This is a genomic window from Pseudomonas brassicacearum subsp. brassicacearum, assembly GCF_008801605.1.
In the GTDB taxonomy this organism is placed as follows: Bacteria; Pseudomonadota; Gammaproteobacteria; order Pseudomonadales; family Pseudomonadaceae; genus Aquipseudomonas; species Aquipseudomonas brassicacearum.
Genome location: NZ_VZPJ01000003.1, coordinates 458,817 through 476,857, shown reverse-complemented (window position 1 = coordinate 476,857; position 18,041 = coordinate 458,817). Strand labels below are relative to the sequence as shown.

The following is an 18,041-nucleotide window of genomic DNA, read 5'->3' as shown; positions in this document are numbered from 1 at the left end:
GGCAATCGGCGGCTCAGGGTTGTCCCTTGATCGGATAGCCGTTTTTCGCCTGGGATGAGCCGATATCGGTTGGCAGGGTTTCGGTCGACGAAGGCAAAGGCCAGAGTGCGGTCATGGAGGCAATGGGAAGCGCAACTTCTCGCGGGCGCTCGACCAACTGATCCAGCACATGCCGCGCTGTTTCGTCCGCCGACCAGTGAATCGGGGTTTGGAAGCAATCGTCGGGCCCCAGCAATGGGCCGTCGTAGCCAGGGTGTACCAACGTCACATCGACACCCGCGCACGCCAAGTCTGCCCGAGCCGATTCGAACAGATGACGCATCCCGCTGCCACCCGTTTCTATTTGCGAAGGCGGCAGGTAAGTCGCCGGGCTGGCAATGCCCACCAGATGAGGTTCGGTCCCGGCGCGCAACAAGGGCATGGCCACTTCGAGGCAGAAACTGGCAGCCAGCAGATTGCTGCGCACGATATGCTCGATCAATGTGTGATCAGCCGGCTGCCCGTCAACGTACTCAGCCGTCCCGGCATTGACGATCACCTGATCCAGGGCGCCCCATTGACGGGCGATCTGTTCGCCGATCTCGCGCACGGCCTGGCTGTCGGTCAAATTGCCGGGCACGCTTAGCACTTGTCCTGGATAACGTACCGAAAGGGTTTCGCATGATCGGGTCGAGCGCGAACTGACGGCCAGGTATGCACCTGTCTCCAGTATCGCCTCAGCCAACGAAGCGCCGATTCCGTTGCCAGCCCCGGTGAGCCAATAGCGCCGTGGCAGTCTTAGACCCATTCCCTCCTCCTTTCGATTGGACAGCGCACTGATACGTAGCTTTTCAGTAGAGTCCGTACGACTAGTAAGACTATATGTTATCGGATAAACAATGCATCCCGCTGGCTGGCAATTTCTTGTTCGCTAATCGCCCATCCCCTCAACGGTCGCGTCCTGTCGTGCTGGCAGGTTTCTGAACGCTGCCAGCGCACGCGCCCTGGATTGCCTCAAGTCGACAATCGGTGCCGGATAATCCACGGCGCCAAACAAGCCGCCCTGGGTATTTGGGCTATGGACCTGTTGCTTGTCCAGATCGTTCAGTTCAGGTAGCCAGCGTTTGATGAACAGGCCCTCGCGGTCGAATTTTTCCGACTGGCTCAACGGGTTGAAGATACGGAACCAGGGCGCGGAATCGGTGCCGGTGGAGGCGCTCCACTGCCAGCCGCCATTGTTGGCGGCCAGGTCGCCGTCGATCAGGTGCTGCATGAAAAAGCGCTCGCCTTCGCGCCAATCGATCAACAGGTTCTTGGTCAGGAACATGGCTACGACCATCCGCAAGCGGTTGTGCATCCAACCGGTCTCCAGCAATTGACGCATGGCTGCATCGATAATCGGCAGGCCGGTGCGTGCTTGCTTCCAGGCTTCCAATTCTGCGGGGGCCTTGCGCCATGCCAGCGCCTCGGTTTCCGGGCGAAACGCACGATGGCGCGACACGCGTGGATAGCCCACGAGAATGTGTTTATAAAACTCGCGCCAGAGCAATTCATTGATCCAGGTCACAGCACCGGCACTTCCGCTCTCGAATTCACCTTGGTTGGCTTGCAGCGCGGCGTGCAGGCACTGACGTGGCGACACCACGCCGGCCACCAGATAGGCCGAGAGCTGGCTGGTGCCGGGTCTGGCGGGATAATCCCGTTCGCCTTGGTAATCGTCGATGTGCTGGTCGACAAAGGTGTCCAGGCGCCGACGGGCTTCGGTTTCCCCGGCGGGCCAGAGGGCGCGTAGCGCTTCGCTGGGCGGGGCGAACCCATCGACTTGCGTCGGCACCGGGTCGCGGGCAATGCCGGTGAGGGCCTGCCGGGCCGGCGTGGCGACCAGGCTCGGCAATGAAAAGTGCAGACGGCTGTAGCAGACCTTGCGGAACTGACTGAACACTTGGAAGTAATTGCCGGTCTTGGTCAGTACGCTACCGGGCTTGAACAGCAATTGATCGAGGTGGCTGTGAAATTCAACGCCCTGGTCATTCAACACGCGGGCGACTTCGGCGTCGCGTCGCGTTTCATTCAGGCCGTACTCTTCGTTGACATGCACGGCGCCGACGTTCAGTTCGCGACACAGCTTGAGTAGTACCTGCGGGGCCTGGTGCCAATGCGCAGCGGCGCGGATCAGCAGTGGGATGTTCAATTCGGCCAGGGTCGCACTCAACGCGCCGAGGTTGCGCAGCCAGAAATCGATCTTGCACGGTGCGTCGTCATGGGCGCGCCATTGTTCGGGGCTGGTCAAGTACACCGCCACGCAGGGGCCTTGGGCTGCCGCAGCCGCGAGGGCGGTGTTGTCGTGCAGGCGCAAGTCGCTGCGCAGCCAGATCAGTTGCATGCTGTCTTCCATTTAAAGGAGTTCTCGGCGACTCAGTTCGCGGTGAGCCGATAACGGGTCTTCGGCCCAGGACACGTCAATCATCGACGCGCCTGTGGATAACCTGGCGTGGTGGATCGACGCGGCCGGGCCGGCAATGACGATCGGGCAATCGATTCCACCCAGCAGCCTGGGCAGTTGGGACAGGTTGAGGGCGTGACTGGAATACAGCAGGACGCCGCGGGCCTTGAGGCGCTCGACCGCCAGGGCCAGTTCGCCGGCCGGTAGCGGGCTGTCGAACACTTCCACCGGGCAGTCGGCGCTGCTGGCCAGCCAGGCGGTGAGCCACAGGTGCGGCTCCTGGGGCGAGTCCGAATGATTGACCAGTAACAGTGGCGCGCCGCGCAACTGACGGTTGTTGTGGTAGATCCGGCTGCCGAACTTGCTGCGCAGCCACGAGTAGAGGAAGACCCGTTCCAGCTGCGCACCGAACTGGCCTTGCCAGCGCTGGTGCAGCTCGGCCAGCAACGGCAAGAGCAACTGCTCGCACACGGTCCAGGGCGGGTACAGCGCCATCGCCTGGTTGACCAGGTCATCGATCTGGCGCTCGGCCAGTTGCGTCACCGCCAGCACCAGGGCGTGGCGCTGACGCTGCCAGTCATTCTCCGGCACCTGTGTGGGTTCGGTCGGTGGCTGCGGTGTGTCCAGCAAAGGCTTGATCTTGCTCACCGCAACGCCACGGTCGATCCAGGTGAGAATGCTCAGGATCCGTTGCACATGGTCGGCATTGAACAGCCGGTGCCCCTTGGGCGTGCGGTGCGGCACGATCAGGCCGTAACGGCGTTCCCAGGCTCGCAGCGTGACGGCGTTGACACCGGTTTGCCGGGCGACCTCGCGTATGGGCAGCCAGCCTTGTGCCAAGGCCTTGGCAAAGTCGGCCCCCAGGTCTTCGCTGGCGCTGGAGTCGGGTTCGCTCTTCATCAAATAGCGTTTCGCAAGCTGAGGTTTTCCGGGTGCGGTTGCAGGTAGACCTGCTGCGCCAGGTAAGGATCGGGATGCTGGCGCAAGTGATGCTTGAGCAACGTCAGTGGCACCACCAAGGGCACGATGCCGAGGCGGTATTGCCCGATCAGATGCTGTACTTCCTGCTTGTCCTCGGCGTCGATGGCGCGCTTGAGGTAACCGCTCAGGTGTTGCAGCACGTTGGTGTGGGTGCGGCGGGTGGCGCATTTCTTCAAGGCGGCCATCAATGCGCTGAAGTAGCGTGGGCCCAACTCATTGGGGTCGGCCTTGCCCATGTTGCCCAGCAAATTGCCCAGGGCCTTGTATTGCACCGGGTTGTGGGCCATCAGCAGGTATTTGTAGCGCGAGTGAAATTCGATCAGGTCGCGACGGGTCAGGTCCTGGCGGCGCAAGGGTTGCCAGGCGGCATAGGCAAACACCCGGGTCAGGAAGTTCTCGCGCAGTACCGGGTCGTTGAGACGACCGTCTTCCTCCACCGGCAGGTCGGGGTGGCGTTCGCAGAAGGCCTGGGCATAGATGCCGCGCCCGCCGCCATCCTGGGTCACGCCGTTGTGGTCGTAGACCTTGACCCGCTCCAGTCCGCAGGACGGCGATTTCTGCATGAAGATGTAGCCGCAGATGTCATCCAGTTCCCCGGCCATTTGCTGCCCGTAGTCGGCCAGTGGCCGGGTCACGTTGAGGTCGCGATTCACGGTGCCGAGCGCCTCGGGGTGTTCGGGGTCGCCCACCAGGCGAATCGGCTCCCGGGGGATACCCAGGCCGATGGCGACTTCGGGGCACACCGGCACGAAATCGAAATAGTCGACGAGGGTGCGGCTGCACAACTGCGATTGCTTGTGCCCGCCATTAAAGCGAACTTCAGCACCCATCAGGCAGGCGCTGATGGCGATTCTGGGTTTGGCGATGGCTGTGCTGGGCATAGGCGACCTCTGATTGCTAAATCTTGTACAGTTTTGTATTTCTGTACAATATTTTCATCATAGGTCCGAACGGGCACAAGTCAACCGGATTGTGTGGCGAGGCGACCTCAATCTGTGTCGCAGGCAGGCTGCTGTCTCTTTCGACAGCAGCGGATAGCGATGGGTGACGCGCTTTACTGCAGGCTTGCATGCAGGCGGCGTGCAGCCTCCTGGCCGCTGAGCCATGCGCCTTCGACCCGGCCGGACAGGCACCAGTCGCCGCACACGTACAGGCCCAGGTCGGCATCGGCCAGCGCGCCCCATTCGTGGTTGCCGGCGGGGCGGGCGTAGAGCCAGCGATGGGCCACGCTGAAGCTCGGTGCGGGCATCGCGCTGTGCAGCAGTTCGGCGAAGGCGCCGTGCAGGTGTTCGATCACGGCTTCCTTGGACAGGTCGATGTGTTGCCGGCTCCATTCGCTGGTGGCGTGCAGTATCCAGGTGTCGAGCGTGTTGTCGCGCCCCGGCTTGCTGCGGTTGCGCGCCAGCCAGTCCAGGGGACTGTCCTGTAGGAAGCAGCCTTCCATGGGTGTATCCAGCGGTGTTTCGAAGGCCAGTGCCACGGCCCAGGTCGGGTCCATCTTCACCCCGGCGGCCACTGCGGCCAGCTTCGGTACGGCCGCCAGCAATGCGGTGGCCTGGGGCGCGGGCGTGGCGATCACCACCTGGCCAAAGGGGCCGTGGGTGAAACCTTCGGCGTCCTGCAAATGCCAGTGTTCCTGGCCGCGGTACACCTCGGTGATCCGGCAGGAAAACTGCACCTGCAACTTGTCGAGCAGGGCGCGGGTGATAGCGCTCATGCGCGGCGTGCCGACCCAGCGGGTCTGTTCATCCGGCGATGGGCTCAGTTGTCCGTTCTGGAAGTTGTAGAGTTGCGGGTTCCATTCCGCCGCCCAGCCGTTTGTTTGCCAGCGCTGGACCTCCGTGACAAAACGGCGATCGCGGGCGGTGAAGTATTGCGCGCCCATGTCCAATGCGCCGGCGTCGCTGCGTTTGCTCGACATGCGTCCGCCGCTGCCGTGGCTTTTATCGAAGAGTTGAACGATATGCCCGGCCTCCGTCAGGGCCTGGGCGGCTGAAAGTCCGGCGATGCCGGTGCCGATGATTGCGATAGGTACAGTCATGAGGGCCTCGTTTACCTTTCTGTACAGGCTACGCCGTCGTTTAAACCTGTACAATTCGGGTTTTTGGTATAAGTTTTACCGTTCGCGTTTGGACAGCTTGTCCTATTGTTAAACACAGACCCTGTCCAATACGAAAAATCCCTGCTTATAAAAATAGACTAATGGGCCGGGTAAAACGCGATGCGAGGAACATCTCATGCACATATTGCTGACCGGCGGTACTGGTTTGATCGGACGTCAGCTCTGCCGCCTCTGGTTGGGGCAGGGACATCGCTTGACGGTATGGAGTCGCCGACCCGAAGAAGTGGCGAAAATCTGTGGGGCAGATGTGCGAGGCGTTGCCCGGCTCGATGAAATTGTCGAGCCGGTGGACGCGGTGGTCAACCTCGCGGGAGCGCCGATTGCCGACCGGCCCTGGAGCCACAAACGCAAGATGTTGTTGTGGAGCAGTCGCATCACGTTGACGGAAGTTTTGCTGGCGTGGCTGGAGCGATGCGAGCAGAAACCGCAGGTATTGATTTCCGGTTCCGCGGTGGGCTGGTATGGCGACGGTGGCGAGCGTGAGTTGACCGAGGAATCGGGGCCGGTGAGCGAAGATTTCGCCAGCCAGTTGTGTATCGCCTGGGAAGAAACCGCGCAACGAGCCGAGGCGTTGGGCATACGCGTGGTGCTGGTTCGTACCGGCCTGGTCATGTCTGCCGAGGGCGGCTTTTTGTCGCGGCTGCTGCTGCCGTTCAAACTGGCGCTGGGCGGGCGTATCGGCAATGGTCGGCAGTGGATGCCGTGGATTCATATTGACGATCAAATCGCCCTGATTGATTTTCTTCTGCACCGCTTTGATGCCCGCGGTCCTTATAATGCGTGCGCTCCGAACCCGGTGCGCAACCGCGATTTTGCCAAGGCCCTGGGGCATGTATTGCATCGGCCAGCCGTGGTGCCGATGCCGGAACTTGTGTTGAAAGTCGCGTTGGGGGAGTTGTCATTGCTGTTGCTCGGCGGCCAGCGCGCCACGCCGGCCCGATTGCAGGCGGCGGGTTTCACATTCCGGTTCACTGATTTGCCTGCGGCCCTGGAAGACTTGTCCAGCCGCCTTTGAAATAGGACGTTGCATGACCGATCACGCGTTGCTTCTGGTGAATCTGGGTTCGCCTGCCTCCACTTCGGTGGCCGATGTGCGCCGCTACCTCAATCAATTCCTGATGGATCCGTATGTCATCGACCTGCCATGGCCGGTGCGGCGCTTGCTGGTGTCGCTGATCCTGATCAAGCGTCCCGAGCAGTCGGCCCATGCCTACGCCTCGATCTGGTGGGAGGAGGGTTCGCCGCTGGTGGTGCTCAGCCGCCGGCTGCAACAGGCCATGACCGCGCAGTGGACCCGGGGCCCGGTAGAGCTGGCAATGCGTTATGGCGAGCCGTCCATTGAATCGGCATTGGTGCGGCTGGCGAGCCAGGGTCACAAGAAGATCACGTTGGCGCCGTTGTACCCGCAGTTCGCCGACAGCACCGTGACCACGGTGATCGAGGAGGCCAAGCGGGTCGTGCGGGAAAAGAAACTCGATGTGCAGTTCTCGATTCTCCAACCGTTCTACGATCAGCCCGAATACGTCGACGCCCTGGTGGCCAGCGCCAAGCCGTACCTGATACAGGAACACGATCATCTGTTGTTGAGTTTCCACGGCTTGCCGGAGCGACACCTGACCAAGCTCGACCCTACGGGGTTTCATTGCTTCAAGGATGCCGACTGCTGCAAGAACGCGCCGCCGGAAGTCATGGCGACCTGTTACCGCGCGCAATGCATTCGCACTGCCGAGCTGTTCGCCCAGCGCATGGGGCTCAAGGATGGTCAGTGGTCGGTGTCGTTCCAGTCGCGATTGGGACGGGCCAAGTGGATCGAACCCTACACCGAGGCGCGCTTGGAGGAATTGGCTAAAAGCGGCGTGAAGAAAGTGTTGGTGATGTGCCCGGCGTTCGTGGCCGACTGCATTGAAACCCTGGAGGAAATCGGCGATCGCGGCCGCGAGCAGTTCCGCGAGGCGGGGGGAGAAGAGTTGGTGTTGGTGCCTTGCCTCAATGATGAGGCGCAGTGGGCGCAGGCGTTGAGTACCCTCTGCGAACGGGCGCCGATAGCTCTGTAAACCTCGAAAAGCATCGCGGGCAAGCCTTGCTCCCACAGATTTTGTCTTGACCATTCAAGCATGGTCCACTCAAAACCTGTGGGAGCAAGGCTTGCCCGCGATGACAATAGTGCAGGCGGTGAATCTACAGCAGCGGCTCATCCGCCTGCTTCTGCTTCCAGCTGTCATTGCCCGGCAGCAGCAGGTTCAACGCAATCGCCACCACCGCGCACAGCGCGATGCCTTTGAGGCCGAAGTCGTCCGGCCCAGTGCCGGTGCCCACCAGTACACCGCCGATGCCGAACACCAGCGTGACCGAAACGATCACCAGATTGCGCGCCTCGCCCAGGTCGATCTTGTGGCGGATCAAAGTGTTCATGCCCACCGCCGCAATCGAACCGAACAACAGGCACAGGATCCCGCCCATCACCGGCACCGGGATGCTTTGCAGCAGCGCGCCGAACTTGCCGATGAATGCCAGGCTGATGGCAAAGATCGCCGCCCAGCTCATGATCTTCGGGTTGTAGTTCTTGGTCAGCATCACCGCGCCAGTCACCTCGGCGTAGGTGGTGTTGGGCGGGCCGCCGAACAGGCCGGCGGCGGTGGTGGCAATGCCGTCACCGAGCAGTGTGCGGTGCAGGCCGGGTTTTTTCAGGTAGTCGCGACCGGTCACGCTGCCCACGGCTATCACGCCGCCGATGTGCTCGATGGCCGGTGCCAGCGCTACCGGTACGATGAACAGGATCGCCTGCCAATTGAACTCCGGTGCAGTGAAGTTCGGCAGGGCGAACCACGGCGCGGCGGCGATTTTCGCGGTGTCCACGACGCCGAAGAAAAACGCCATGGCAAAGCCCACCAACACCCCGGAAATGATCGGCACCAGGCGGAAGATGCCTTTGCCGAACACCGCCACGATCAGGGTGGTAAGCAGGGCTGGCATCGAAATCAGCATCGCGGTTTGATAATGAATCAGCTCGGTACCGTCGCCGGCCTTGCCCATCGCCATGTTGGCGGCAATCGGTGCCATGGCCAGGCCGATGGAGATGATCACCGGGCCAATCACCACCGGCGGCAGCAGCCGGTCGATGAACCCGGTGCCCTTGATCTTCACCGCCAGGCCGAGAAAGGTGTAGACGAAACCTGCCGCCATCACGCCGCCCATGGTCGCGGCCAGGCCGAACTGGCCCTTGGCGAGGATGATCGGGGTAATGAAGGCAAAGCTCGAAGCCAGGAACACCGGCACCTGGCGCCCGGTGACGATTTGGAACAGGATCGTTCCCAGGCCGGCCGTGAACAGCGCCACGTTAGGGTCCAGCCCGGTGATCAGCGGCATCAATACCAGCGCGCCGAAGGCGACGAACAGCATCTGCGCGCCGGACAGCACCTGGCGCCAGAGCGGATCGTTGAACTCATCCTGCATGCTCAAGCGTCCTTCTGCTTGGTGCCGAAGATCTTGTCGCCGGCATCGCCCAGGCCCGGGATGATGTAGCCGTGTTCGTTGAGTTTCTGATCGATGGACGCGGTGTAGATGGTCACGTCCGGGTGGGCATCCTGCACGGCCTTGATGCCTTCGGGAGCGGCGACCAGCACCATGGCGCGGATGTCTCGGCAGCCGGCCTTTTTCAACAGGTCGATGGTGGCGACCATGGAGCTGCCGGTGGCGAGCATCGGGTCAATGATCATCGCCAGGCGCTCGTCGATTTCCGGCACCAGTTTTTCCAGGTAGGTGTGCGCCTGTAGGGTCTGCTCGTTGCGAGCCACGCCCACGGCGCTGACCTTGGCCCCCGGGATCAGGCTCAGCACGCCCTCGAGCATGCCGATGCCGGCGCGCAGGATCGGCACCACGGTGATCTTCTTGCCGGCGATTTTCTCGACCTGGACCGTGCCGGCCCAACCGTCGATTTCATAGGACTCCAGCGGCAGGTCCTTGGTGGCCTCGTAAGTGAGCAGGGCACCGACTTCCTGGGCGAGTTCACGGAAGTTCTTCGTGCTAATGTCAGCGCGGCGCATCAGGCCGAGTTTGTGTCTGATCAGCGGATGGCGGATCTCGAGGATGGGCATGGGGAAGGCTCCGGCGGCGGGCAAAAAAACCGGCCTAGATTAATCTATCCGAGGGTGTTGTCCTATAGACAATACAGAACGTTAGTCCACAAACGCTTGATCTGGCCGGGCGGGATGCGTACCTTTGCCGGTTTTTCCGAACCCTGCCACCCTTGGAGAGCGCCATGTCCGCTGATCTCGAGCATATCCGTCAAATCATGCGAGAGGCTGACTGCCTGTACACCGAAGCCGAAGTCGAAGCGGCCATCGCCCGTGTCGGTGCGCAAATCAACGACCAACTGGCTGATGCCAACCCGGTGGTGTTCTGTGTCATGAACGGCGGGCTGATTTTCTCCGGCAAACTGCTGACCTACCTGAACTTCCCCCTGGAAGCGTCCTACTTGCACGCGACGCGTTATCGCAACGAAACCAGCGGCGGCGACCTGTTCTGGAAAGCCAAGCCGGAAGTCTCGTTCATCGACCGCGACGTGCTGATCATCGACGACATCCTCGACGAAGGTCACACCTTGGGCGCGATCATCGACTTCTGCAAACACGCCGGTGCCCGCGCCGTGCACACCGCCGTGCTGATCGACAAGGACCATGACCGCAAGGCGCGTCCTGACTTGAAAGCCGATTTCGTCGGCCTGCCGTGCATCGACCGCTACATCTTCGGCTATGGCATGGACTACAAAGGTTACTGGCGCAACGCCAATGGCATTTTCGCCGTTAAAGGAATGTAATCGATGACCCGGCCAAGCTTTCTGGATCATGCACTGTTCGATGAATTGGCCGAAAAAGCTGCGGCCAGTCCTCGCGGACGGCAGCACCATAACTTCCATGAGATGGATGAGCCGTGCCACCGCATGGCGGTGGGCTTGCAGCCTTCGACCTACATCCCGCCGCACCGCCACCTGAGCGCCGACAAGGCGGAAACCTTGCTGGTGCTCAAGGGCCGGCTGGGGGTGTTGATTTTCGATGAAACCGGTGCGGTGGTGGACAAACGCATCCTGCAGGCCGGTGGCGATTGCCTCGGCGTCGACCTGCCGGCCGGCGTGTATCACGGTTTGGTGGTGCTGGAAGCCGACAGCCTGATGTTCGAATGCAAGGCCGGCCCCTACCGGCCCGTAGGCGAGGGCGAACTGGCCCACTGGGCGCCCCGTGAAGGCGAGCCCGGCGTGGCGCAATACCACGCCTGGATGCGCGCCCAGTTCGACTAGTACTCCGTAGCGAGGAGCTGGTTCCCGAGGGTGGGAACCAGCTTGCTCGCGATAGCGGAGTGTCGGATTACCTGGGTGTCGGACGTACCGCCGTCATCGCGAGCAAGCTCGCTCCCACAGTTTTTGGCATTCGCCCCTGGCGCCAGCCAGCCCCCTCGCCACGGTTCAGGCAAGGCTGGAACGAGCGGTGCTACCAGCAGCCAGCCATTGCTCGCTCTTGACCCGCGCCTGCTCCAGGGTCTGCACATACGCCAATTGCCGCTGCTCGCGATGAATACCGGCACGGCGCAGCTTCAGGCGCACCCTTGGCGCCGTCGCGACCAGGATCAGGCCGATGCCCTGTTTGCGGTAATCCTTCAGGACGTTTTCAAACGCAGCCAGCGCAGTCATGTCCAGCATGGGCACGGCGCTCATTTCCACCACCACCACGCGCACCCCCGGATCGAACTTGCGCAGCACGTCCAGGGCTTTTTCTGCCGCGCCGAAGAACAGCGGCCCACGAATTGCGTAGCAGCGCACATGCTCGGGCATGTCCAGCAGCGCCTGGTGGAAGTGGCGCGGCAGTTCGGCGCTGTCGGTCAGTTCGCTCATGCGCTTGATGAACAGCCCGGCGGCCAGCAGCAGGCCGACGGCGACGGCCATGACCATGTCGAACAGGACGGTCAGGCTAAGGCAGGTCAGCAGCACCAGTACGTCGCTGCGCGGTGCGATGCGCAAGGTATGCAGCACGTGTCCGGCTTCGCTCATGTTCCAGGCCACTATCACCAGTAGCGCCGCCAGGGCAGCCATTGGCAGGTAGCTGAACAAGGGCGCCAGCAGCACCATCGCCAGCAGCACCACAAGGCTGTGAATGATCGCGGCCAGCGGTGAAGAGGCGCCGCTGCGCACATTGGTCGCGCTGCGGGCAATGGCCGCCGTGGCGGTGATACCGCCAAACAGCGGCGCCACGAGATTGCCCAGGCCTTGGCCGATCAGTTCTGCGTTGGGGTCGTGCTTGCTGCCGGTCATGCCATCCGCCACCACGGCGCACAACAGCGACTCGATGGCGCCAAGCATGGCAATGGCGAAGGCCGGGCCCAGCAATTGGCGGATCAGGTCATAGGAAAGCGTCAAGGGATGCCCCTGGCCATCAGGCAGGTTCCATGGCCACTCGAAGCTTGGTAAAAACGGCGGGATACCGGGGTGGCTGATGCCATCGACCACGTAGCTGAAACGCTCACCCAATGTCGCCACCGGCCAACCGCCGCGCTCCAGCGCCAGTCCCAATAGCGCCCCGACCAGCAAGGCAACCAAATGCCCGGGAACCCGCGGTACCCAGCGTGGCCAGGCAATCAACACCGCCAGGCACGTGACGCCGATGATGCCATCGCCGAGCCGGGCACTGGGCAGTGCCATGATCAGTTCGCCCAACTGTTCGATGTAGTGCTTGGCTTGCCCGATGGTGGTCAGCCCCAGCAGATCCTTGAGTTGCAAGGTGGCGATGACCACGCCGATCCCGGCGGTAAAGCCAAGGATCACCGGGTAGGGGATGTATTGGATCAGCCGTCCGGCGCGCATCAATCCCAAGGTGATGAGGATCAGGCCGGCGAGCATGGTGCACAACAACAAGCCGCCGAGGCCGTATTGTTGAGTGATGGGCAGCAGGATCACCACGAACGCCGCCGTCGGCCCGCTGACGTTGAAGCGCGAGCCGCCAGTGAGGGCGATCAAGGGCGCGGCCACCAACACCGTGTACAAGCCATGTTGCGGCGGCACGCCAACGGCAATCGCCAGGGCCATGGCCAGTGGGATGGCGATGATGCCGACGGTCAGCCCGGCCACCAGGTCGCCACGCAGGCGTTCAAGGGTGTAACCGGCGCGCCAGGCCTGACGCCAGGCGGCAAACAACGGTGGGGCGGAGAAAGACATGAATACTCCTTGAAGGTGGGGCTGGCACTGGCCCTATACAGATCATTCCCACGCAGGAGCGTGGGAACGATCATGCGTCGCTAGACCGGGGCTGATGGCTCTTTGAGTATGCCGTGCTCGTTGCGCGGATGTATTGATCTGGATCGTTATTTTTACCGCTTGGGCTCATGCTAGAGTGCCCGGCCAAGACCCCGGAGCTTGTCATGCGTGTATTGATCCGCTGCGCCACTTTGCTGTTGATCTCCAGCCTGCCCTTGGCGGCCGAGGCTGCGCCGATGCACAGTCAGTTCCTGCCGCCTGATGACCTGGTGGTGCGCCAGGAGCAGCCTGAACAGCAGCAGTTGCTGCAAGTCACCGAGTATTCGGTGGTGCTGGGTAACCAGCGTCAGTCCAATCAGCAACCGATTCCAGTCACTTCGCCGCTGCTGGTCCGCCTCAAGGGCAAGCCGATGAACAAGGGGGCGACCCTCAGCCAGGTGATCCTTAACTTCGACGGCGAAAGCAAAAGCCTGAAGAAACCGGTCTTCGACGAGGCAAGCAAGACCCTGACGCTGTCTTATCCACAGGCCCAGTACCGGGTGGTCATCGATCTGCTGCGCAACAACACGGTCTATGTGCAGTTTCTCACTTACGCCAACGGCCATATCTGGGCCGACCTGCACACCGGTGCCGAACGCCCGCGTTGAGCCCCGAGGCCTGCCGGGGGTAAACTGCCCGCCCCGTGAACTGTGCGAGCTGGAGCCGGCAATGCGTAAAGACAAGAAACAAGTGATTGGCGACGAGATTGGCGATGAACAGATCAAGCTGTTCCTCAATTTCGAACCGGTCGATGCCACGTCGCCGTCGCTGCACAAACTGATCAAGGCCTACCGCGGCCTGCGGGTCGACGATTTCGAGCGTTTCCTGACGTTCTTCGTCGCGGCCGGTCATGACCTCAATGGCAAGGATGAACACGGCAACGATTTCGTCGCGCTGGTGCGCGACCAGCGTAATGCCGAGGATTACATCGATTTGATCGAGAAGGCGCGTGGCTGATTGATCCTGGGCCTGCTTCGCAGGCCAGCGGGAGCAAGCTCCCTCGCCACGAAAGCGTCACCCATAAAAAACGCCCCGCTCTCATGGAGAACGGGGCGTTTTTTTATGCGATCAAATCAAGCGTAGCTTTGAGTCTCGCTGCTTTCTTCAACCAGCTCCAGCGCGATGTTGTTCTGCGCATTGATCTTGCGATACAGCGCCGCGTCGGTTTCCAGCACTTTTTCCCGGGCCGGGAAGATCTCTGCGAGCTTGGTAGCCCACTCGCCCTTGGCTTTGTCCGGGAAGCAACGCTCGATCAGTTCCAGCATGATCGACACGGTCACCGAAGCACCCGGCGATGCGCCGAGCAGGGCGGCGAGGCTGCCGTCCTTGGCCGCCACCAGTTCGGTACCGAACTGCAGGACGCCACCTTTCTTCGGGTCTTTCTTGATGATCTGCACCCGCTGGCCGGCCACTTCCAGGCGCCAGTCCTCGGCCTTTGCCTCGGGGTAGAAGCGACGCAGGGATTCCAGGCGCTGTTCCATGGACTGCATCACTTCGCTGATCAGGTACTTGGTCAGGTCCATGTTGTCCCGGGCCACGGCCAGCATCGGGCCGATGTTGCCGGCACGTACCGACAGCGGCAGGTCCATGATCGAGCCGTGCTTGAGGAACTTGGTGGTGAAACCGGCGTATGGCCCGAACAGCAGGGATTTCTTGCCATCGACCACACGGGTGTCCAGGTGCGGCACCGACATCGGCGGCGAGCCCACGGCGGCCTGGCTGTAGACCTTGGCCTGGTGGTGCTTGACCACTTCCGGGTTGTCGCAACGCAGCCACTGGCCACTGACCGGGAAGCCGCCGAAGCCCTTGCTTTCCTCGATGCCCGAGGCTTGCAGCAACGGCAACGCCGCACCGCCGGCACCCAGGAACACGAACTTGGCGTCGACATCGCGGCTGCTGCCGGAATTGACGTCCTTGATGCTCACGGTCCAGCCACTGCCGTTACGCTTGAGGCCGGTGACGCGCTTGCAGTATTTGACCTGGGTGTCCGGGGCGCTGGTCAGGTGCTTGAGCAACTGGTTGGTCAGGGCGCCGAAGTTTACGTCGGTACCGTTCATGACACGGGTGGCGGCGATAACCTCATCGGCCGGCCGACCAGGCATCATCAGCGGCATCCACTCGGCCATCCGGGCCTTGTCCTCGGTGTATTCCATGTCGGCGAAGGCGTGATGCTGGTGCATCAGCTCGAAGCGCTTCTTCAGGAACGACACGCCTTTCTCGCCTTGCACGAAGCTCAGGTGTGGCACCGGGGCGATGAAGGACTTGGAGGAGCCGAACGTGCCTTTTCTGGTCAGGTACGTCCAGAACTGCTTCGACACCTCGAACTGGGTGTTGATGTGCACGGCCTTCTTGATGTCGACATTGCCGTCGGCTGCCTGGGGCGTGTAGTTGAGCTCACACAGCCCGGCGTGGCCGGTACCGGCGTTGTTCCACGGGTTGGAACTCTCCGCGGCACCGGAATCCATCAGCTCGACGACTTCCAGCGAGATCGCGGGGTCGAGCTCCTTGAGCAGTACGGCCAGGGTGGCACTCATGATGCCGGCCCCTACCAGAACTACATCGACTGCTTCGTTATGCGCCATTTAACGCGTCTCCAAAATCTGCAGCACCAAATTGTCGGCATAGCGGCCAAGAGTGGCGGGGCAGGTCAGTTGCGCCCCAGTTATCCATGGCCAGGATCGCCATGTCCGAATCTTCGCAATTTTTCGCACCTACTGCGGATGCATGCAGCCTGGCCTCAAGAGTCACATGAACTCATTTAAGCGCCGGGCAGGCAATTCGACTTATGGCCGAGACATCCGTTCGTGCAACCAAATCCGTAGCGGACAGGCTTCAGGCGCCGGTTCTTGAGCGATATCCGGTCCTGTGTCGTTGGGCTGTTTCAGACGCTAATGGTGCTTGTTCAGACGCAAAACTCTTCATTTGCTCGCCACACTCTCGTGAAGTTGTGAAAACCCGTTTTTTCACGCTCTTTTGAAGACGTGAACCTCAAAAAAGGGCTGTCCCAGCCTGGCACTGCGCCCGGTTTGGTTGCCCCCATGTAATACATGACAGGCAAAACGGGCAGACAGCTCAGTGACCGAGCGTAATGACAGCTCTGCAGATTCGCGAAAAGTGGTGATTTGCCTGGAGGAACAGCAAGCACGCCAGCTTCACTCGATCTGTGTGGGCGGCTCTCTGTGGGCGTTGCGGGGTGCCAATACCAGCGCATCAGCGGTGTTGCGAGGCCCGATCAGGAGACGTCCTTATAATCGGGGGGAGATTGTATCGAAGAAACGCAGGGAAATGGTCGTGTTTAATGACTTTTATTAGCCGTCCGGTCAGATGGTCAACAGCTGCCGGTTACGTGCGCGAGCAGGAAGCGCTTGCACGCGGGCGCTGGCGGGCAGTGGCTGGTGCAGCCAGTTGAGACGGATCTCTTCGATTTCCACCCAGCCTTCGCCCATGGGTTGCAGGCTGCACTGTTTGAACGCCTGGCAACGGCCGTCGCGATCGAGCAAGGCGAAGCTGCGGTGATGAGGACGAGGGGTGAACAGGGAAATAAGGAAGCGCATGATCGGATACCGGGTCAGGGAGCTTGGGATAAGCCTGACAGTGGGCTATGACATGCCGGTGTAAGGACCGTGACAATGGGGTGACAGGAACCGGCAACCATGGCCCGTGTCAGACATTTCAGTATTCATCGTGCGACGCTAGTTCACGGCGATGGCGCACCGCTATACTGCCGGCCTGTTTGTGCCCGATTCTGGAGAGAAGAGCATGTTGCAACGCCTGTTGTTCGGTTTGATCGCTGTGACCAGTCTGACCCTCGTCGGCTGCGCCCACAGCCCGCAACAACTTAACCCGGAGCCCAAGCTCAATGCCCAGCTGGCGCCTGTGGGTCGTGGCCAGCCGGTGGTGGTGCGGGTGGTGGACGGTCGTCCGTCGCCGACGCTCGGCACCCGTGGCGGGCTGTATCCGGAAACCAGTGTGATCACGGTGCAGGGCGCGCAGATCCTGCCCAAGCTGCAGGCCCAGGCTGAAGCCGCCGTGCGTTTGCTGGGCTTCACGCCGACCGCCAATGCCTTGAATGCACCGCAACTGACGGTGACCCTGGCCGAGCTCAAGTACCAGTCGCCCAAGGAAGGCATGTACGTGACCGAAGCGACCATCGGCGCGACCTTCCGCTCCGACGTGCAGAACGCCAACCGTCGCTACAGCGGCCGTTACGGTGCGTCCCTGGACCAGCGCTTCGGCATGGCACCTAACCAGGACACCAACACCAAGCTGGTCAGCGACGTCTTGAGCGATGCCCTGACCCGGCTGTTCAAGGACCCGACCATTGGCCAGGTACTGGCTGAGTAAGGTTTCGGCGGCATGACCCCTGGGCTGCAATGGCCCAGGGGGCGATGAGACTTTTGAAAGCAAGACCTGTGGGAGCAAGGCTTGCCCGCGATAGCGATCTGTCCTTCACAGCATTGTCGAAGGTGCTGCCCTCATCGCGGGCAAGCCTTGCTCCCACAGAGTGAAACCGTCATGCAGCCTCTGAGTACAGTTCCAGCATACTGATCCCGGTCAGCAGGTCTGTCTCCGGAAGATCGGCATGTTGATGGCCGCCCAGGGCGCAATACACCAGCCAATGTCGGTCCTGCACGTTGAAGGACAGGCTGTCGACGAGGTTCTGCTGTTCGTCGCTTGGGCTGATGAGATAGAGGCGGTCCTGGTTTTCGGCGTGCAGCATGACGGGTTCCGTGCAGGTTTGAAGGGCGACAGAGTGGCCTAATCAGATGACGAAACCGTGACGGGTAAAATTAACCCAGGGCGTGCTCCCTCGCCACAGAAGAACCCAGCGTTGCGGCGGGATCGTTACTGGTCGGAAAAAGCGGCGCAGGGCGTCAGGCTTTCGGTAGAATCCGCGCCCTGTTTGTAGGCCACGGACGTACCCTGTCCGTTTTTTCGCTTGAGGTTCGTGATGTCGTCGCATCTGCTTTCGTTGTTCGCCGCCCACCCCGCCAAACTGATCAACCTGCTCGCGTTGCTGTTTGCCTGCCCGGGCGGCTGGGTGCTGCATGCGACGCGCCGCCGTGAACAACGGGCGCGGGCCTGCCTTGAAGCGCGCAATCGCGATAGCAACGAACGATTTGAAGCGCTGCTGGATCTGGCCACTCAGCGGATGAACCGGTTTTTCTACCGGTTTGGCTTTGGCTGCCTGGCGCTGGCGTTGCTGGTGTCGTGGATCAGTACGCAGTTCTGACGCA

The 18,041-nt window shown here is 61.5% G+C and carries 19 protein-coding genes; 8 read left to right on the top strand and 11 right to left on the bottom strand.

Annotated features, from left to right (window positions below; all coding sequences use genetic code 11):
- Positions 1-13 precede the first annotated feature (13 nt).
- The 5 genes from F7R20_RS10765 to F7R20_RS10745 all read right to left on the bottom strand — a co-directional run bounded on the left by F7R20_RS10765 (position 14) and on the right by F7R20_RS10745 (position 5,444).
- A complete protein-coding gene (locus tag F7R20_RS10765; protein WP_003205512.1) occupies positions 14-787 on the bottom strand; it encodes an SDR family NAD(P)-dependent oxidoreductase in 774 nt (257 codons plus the stop codon).
- Positions 788-910: 123 nt separating this feature from the next.
- Positions 911-2,362, bottom strand: coding sequence for a deoxyribodipyrimidine photo-lyase (gene phrB / locus F7R20_RS10760; RefSeq protein WP_003205510.1), 1,452 nt, complete (start codon positions 2,360-2,362; stop codon positions 911-913).
- A gap of 12 nt (positions 2,363-2,374) precedes the next feature.
- On the bottom strand, positions 2,375-3,322 hold the full coding sequence (locus F7R20_RS10755) for a MerR family transcriptional regulator (protein ID WP_003205509.1): 948 nt from the start codon (positions 3,320-3,322) through the stop codon (positions 2,375-2,377).
- Positions 3,322-4,284: a YbgA family protein gene (locus F7R20_RS10750; protein WP_003205508.1), complete on the bottom strand. Its 963-nt coding sequence runs from the start codon at positions 4,282-4,284 to the stop codon at positions 3,322-3,324. The genes F7R20_RS10755 and F7R20_RS10750 overlap by 1 nt, the downstream gene beginning before the upstream one ends.
- Positions 4,285-4,457: 173 nt before the next feature.
- Entirely contained in the window at positions 4,458-5,444 is a 987-nt protein-coding gene (locus F7R20_RS10745) for an NAD(P)/FAD-dependent oxidoreductase (RefSeq protein WP_003205507.1), read from the bottom strand.
- Between the two features lie 196 nt (positions 5,445-5,640).
- Between F7R20_RS10745 and F7R20_RS10740 the strand changes: the two genes are divergently transcribed.
- Positions 5,641-6,540, top strand: a complete 900-nt coding sequence (locus F7R20_RS10740; protein ID WP_003205506.1) for a TIGR01777 family oxidoreductase — start codon at positions 5,641-5,643, stop codon at positions 6,538-6,540.
- 13 nt (positions 6,541-6,553) lie between these two features.
- A complete protein-coding gene (gene hemH / locus F7R20_RS10735) occupies positions 6,554-7,579 on the top strand; it encodes a ferrochelatase (RefSeq protein WP_003205503.1) in 1,026 nt (341 codons plus the stop codon).
- Between the two features lie 124 nt (positions 7,580-7,703).
- Here hemH and F7R20_RS10730 read toward each other — a convergent pair whose 3' ends face one another.
- Both F7R20_RS10730 and upp read right to left on the bottom strand, forming a co-directional pair.
- The gene (locus tag F7R20_RS10730; RefSeq protein WP_003205502.1) at positions 7,704-8,978 is read right to left on the bottom strand and encodes a uracil-xanthine permease family protein; all 1,275 of its coding nucleotides are present in this window, start codon (positions 8,976-8,978) and stop codon (positions 7,704-7,706) included.
- A 2-nt stretch (positions 8,979-8,980) separates the two neighbouring features.
- Positions 8,981-9,619, bottom strand: coding sequence for a uracil phosphoribosyltransferase (gene upp / locus F7R20_RS10725; protein ID WP_003185330.1), 639 nt, complete (start codon positions 9,617-9,619; stop codon positions 8,981-8,983).
- A 164-nt stretch (positions 9,620-9,783) separates the two neighbouring features.
- On the opposite strand from upp, the gene F7R20_RS10720 reads away from it, so the two are divergent.
- Together F7R20_RS10720 and F7R20_RS10715 are read left to right on the top strand one after the other, a co-directional pair.
- Positions 9,784-10,341 carry a hypoxanthine-guanine phosphoribosyltransferase gene (locus tag F7R20_RS10720; RefSeq protein WP_003205500.1) on the top strand — a complete coding sequence of 186 codons (558 nt, stop codon included), beginning with the start codon at positions 9,784-9,786 and terminating at the stop codon, positions 10,339-10,341.
- Between the two features lie 3 nt (positions 10,342-10,344).
- Entirely contained in the window at positions 10,345-10,818 is a 474-nt protein-coding gene (locus F7R20_RS10715; protein WP_003205499.1) for a WbuC family cupin fold metalloprotein, read from the top strand.
- A gap of 165 nt (positions 10,819-10,983) precedes the next feature.
- On the opposite strand, the gene dauA is transcribed toward F7R20_RS10715, so the two are convergent.
- Positions 10,984-12,726 (bottom strand): C4-dicarboxylic acid transporter DauA, encoded by a 1,743-nt coding sequence (dauA, locus tag F7R20_RS10710; protein WP_003205497.1) that lies wholly within the window; start codon positions 12,724-12,726, stop codon positions 10,984-10,986.
- Positions 12,727-12,929: 203 nt separating this feature from the next.
- Here dauA and F7R20_RS10705 point away from each other — a divergent pair, with 203 nt between their 5' ends.
- Positions 12,930-13,412, top strand: a complete 483-nt coding sequence (locus F7R20_RS10705; RefSeq protein ID WP_003205495.1) for a hypothetical protein — start codon at positions 12,930-12,932, stop codon at positions 13,410-13,412.
- 61 nt (positions 13,413-13,473) lie between these two features.
- Complete coding sequence (locus F7R20_RS10700) at positions 13,474-13,761, top strand: PA4642 family protein (RefSeq protein WP_003205493.1); 288 nt, start codon at positions 13,474-13,476, stop codon at positions 13,759-13,761.
- Between the two features lie 116 nt (positions 13,762-13,877).
- On the opposite strand, the gene mqo is transcribed toward F7R20_RS10700, so the two are convergent.
- Together mqo and F7R20_RS10690 are read right to left on the bottom strand one after the other, a co-directional pair.
- The gene (gene mqo / locus F7R20_RS10695; protein ID WP_003205492.1) at positions 13,878-15,386 is read right to left on the bottom strand and encodes a malate dehydrogenase (quinone); all 1,509 of its coding nucleotides are present in this window, start codon (positions 15,384-15,386) and stop codon (positions 13,878-13,880) included.
- Between the two features lie 738 nt (positions 15,387-16,124).
- A complete protein-coding gene (locus F7R20_RS10690) occupies positions 16,125-16,358 on the bottom strand; it encodes a hypothetical protein (protein ID WP_003205490.1) in 234 nt (77 codons plus the stop codon).
- Between the two features lie 205 nt (positions 16,359-16,563).
- Here F7R20_RS10690 and F7R20_RS10685 point away from each other — a divergent pair, with 205 nt between their 5' ends.
- Entirely contained in the window at positions 16,564-17,148 is a 585-nt protein-coding gene (locus tag F7R20_RS10685) for a YajG family lipoprotein (protein ID WP_003205489.1), read from the top strand.
- Between the two features lie 169 nt (positions 17,149-17,317).
- Here the strand turns inward: F7R20_RS10685 and F7R20_RS10680 are convergent, their stop codons facing one another.
- Entirely contained in the window at positions 17,318-17,524 is a 207-nt protein-coding gene (locus tag F7R20_RS10680) for a hypothetical protein (RefSeq protein ID WP_003205487.1), read from the bottom strand.
- Positions 17,525-17,755: 231 nt separating this feature from the next.
- Here F7R20_RS10680 and F7R20_RS10675 point away from each other — a divergent pair, with 231 nt between their 5' ends.
- The gene (locus F7R20_RS10675; RefSeq protein WP_003205486.1) at positions 17,756-18,037 is read left to right on the top strand and encodes a hypothetical protein; all 282 of its coding nucleotides are present in this window, start codon (positions 17,756-17,758) and stop codon (positions 18,035-18,037) included.
- Positions 18,038-18,041 lie beyond the last annotated feature (4 nt).

Coding starts and splice junctions, on each gene's coding strand:
- F7R20_RS10740 (WP_003205506.1), top strand. CDS start 5,641: ATGCACATATTGCTGACCGGCGGTACTGGTTTGATCGGACGTCAGCTC.
- F7R20_RS10685 (WP_003205489.1), top strand. CDS start 16,564: ATGTTGCAACGCCTGTTGTTCGGTTTGATCGCTGTGACCAGTCTGACC.
- hemH (WP_003205503.1), top strand. CDS start 6,554: ATGACCGATCACGCGTTGCTTCTGGTGAATCTGGGTTCGCCTGCCTCC.
- F7R20_RS10715 (WP_003205499.1), top strand. CDS start 10,345: ATGACCCGGCCAAGCTTTCTGGATCATGCACTGTTCGATGAATTGGCC.
- F7R20_RS10730 (WP_003205502.1), bottom strand. CDS start 8,978: ATGCAGGATGAGTTCAACGATCCGCTCTGGCGCCAGGTGCTGTCCGGC.
- F7R20_RS10690 (WP_003205490.1), bottom strand. CDS start 16,358: ATGCGCTTCCTTATTTCCCTGTTCACCCCTCGTCCTCATCACCGCAGC.
- F7R20_RS10745 (WP_003205507.1), bottom strand. CDS start 5,444: ATGACTGTACCTATCGCAATCATCGGCACCGGCATCGCCGGACTTTCA.
- F7R20_RS10675 (WP_003205486.1), top strand. CDS start 17,756: ATGTCGTCGCATCTGCTTTCGTTGTTCGCCGCCCACCCCGCCAAACTG.
- F7R20_RS10720 (WP_003205500.1), top strand. CDS start 9,784: ATGTCCGCTGATCTCGAGCATATCCGTCAAATCATGCGAGAGGCTGAC.
- F7R20_RS10680 (WP_003205487.1), bottom strand. CDS start 17,524: ATGCTGCACGCCGAAAACCAGGACCGCCTCTATCTCATCAGCCCAAGC.
- F7R20_RS10705 (WP_003205495.1), top strand. CDS start 12,930: ATGCGTGTATTGATCCGCTGCGCCACTTTGCTGTTGATCTCCAGCCTG.
- F7R20_RS10755 (WP_003205509.1), bottom strand. CDS start 3,322: ATGAAGAGCGAACCCGACTCCAGCGCCAGCGAAGACCTGGGGGCCGAC.
- F7R20_RS10750 (WP_003205508.1), bottom strand. CDS start 4,284: ATGCCCAGCACAGCCATCGCCAAACCCAGAATCGCCATCAGCGCCTGC.
- dauA (WP_003205497.1), bottom strand. CDS start 12,726: ATGTCTTTCTCCGCCCCACCGTTGTTTGCCGCCTGGCGTCAGGCCTGG.
- F7R20_RS10765 (WP_003205512.1), bottom strand. CDS start 787: ATGGGTCTAAGACTGCCACGGCGCTATTGGCTCACCGGGGCTGGCAAC.
- mqo (WP_003205492.1), bottom strand. CDS start 15,386: ATGGCGCATAACGAAGCAGTCGATGTAGTTCTGGTAGGGGCCGGCATC.
- F7R20_RS10700 (WP_003205493.1), top strand. CDS start 13,474: ATGCGTAAAGACAAGAAACAAGTGATTGGCGACGAGATTGGCGATGAA.
- upp (WP_003185330.1), bottom strand. CDS start 9,619: ATGCCCATCCTCGAGATCCGCCATCCGCTGATCAGACACAAACTCGGC.
- phrB (WP_003205510.1), bottom strand. CDS start 2,362: ATGCAACTGATCTGGCTGCGCAGCGACTTGCGCCTGCACGACAACACC.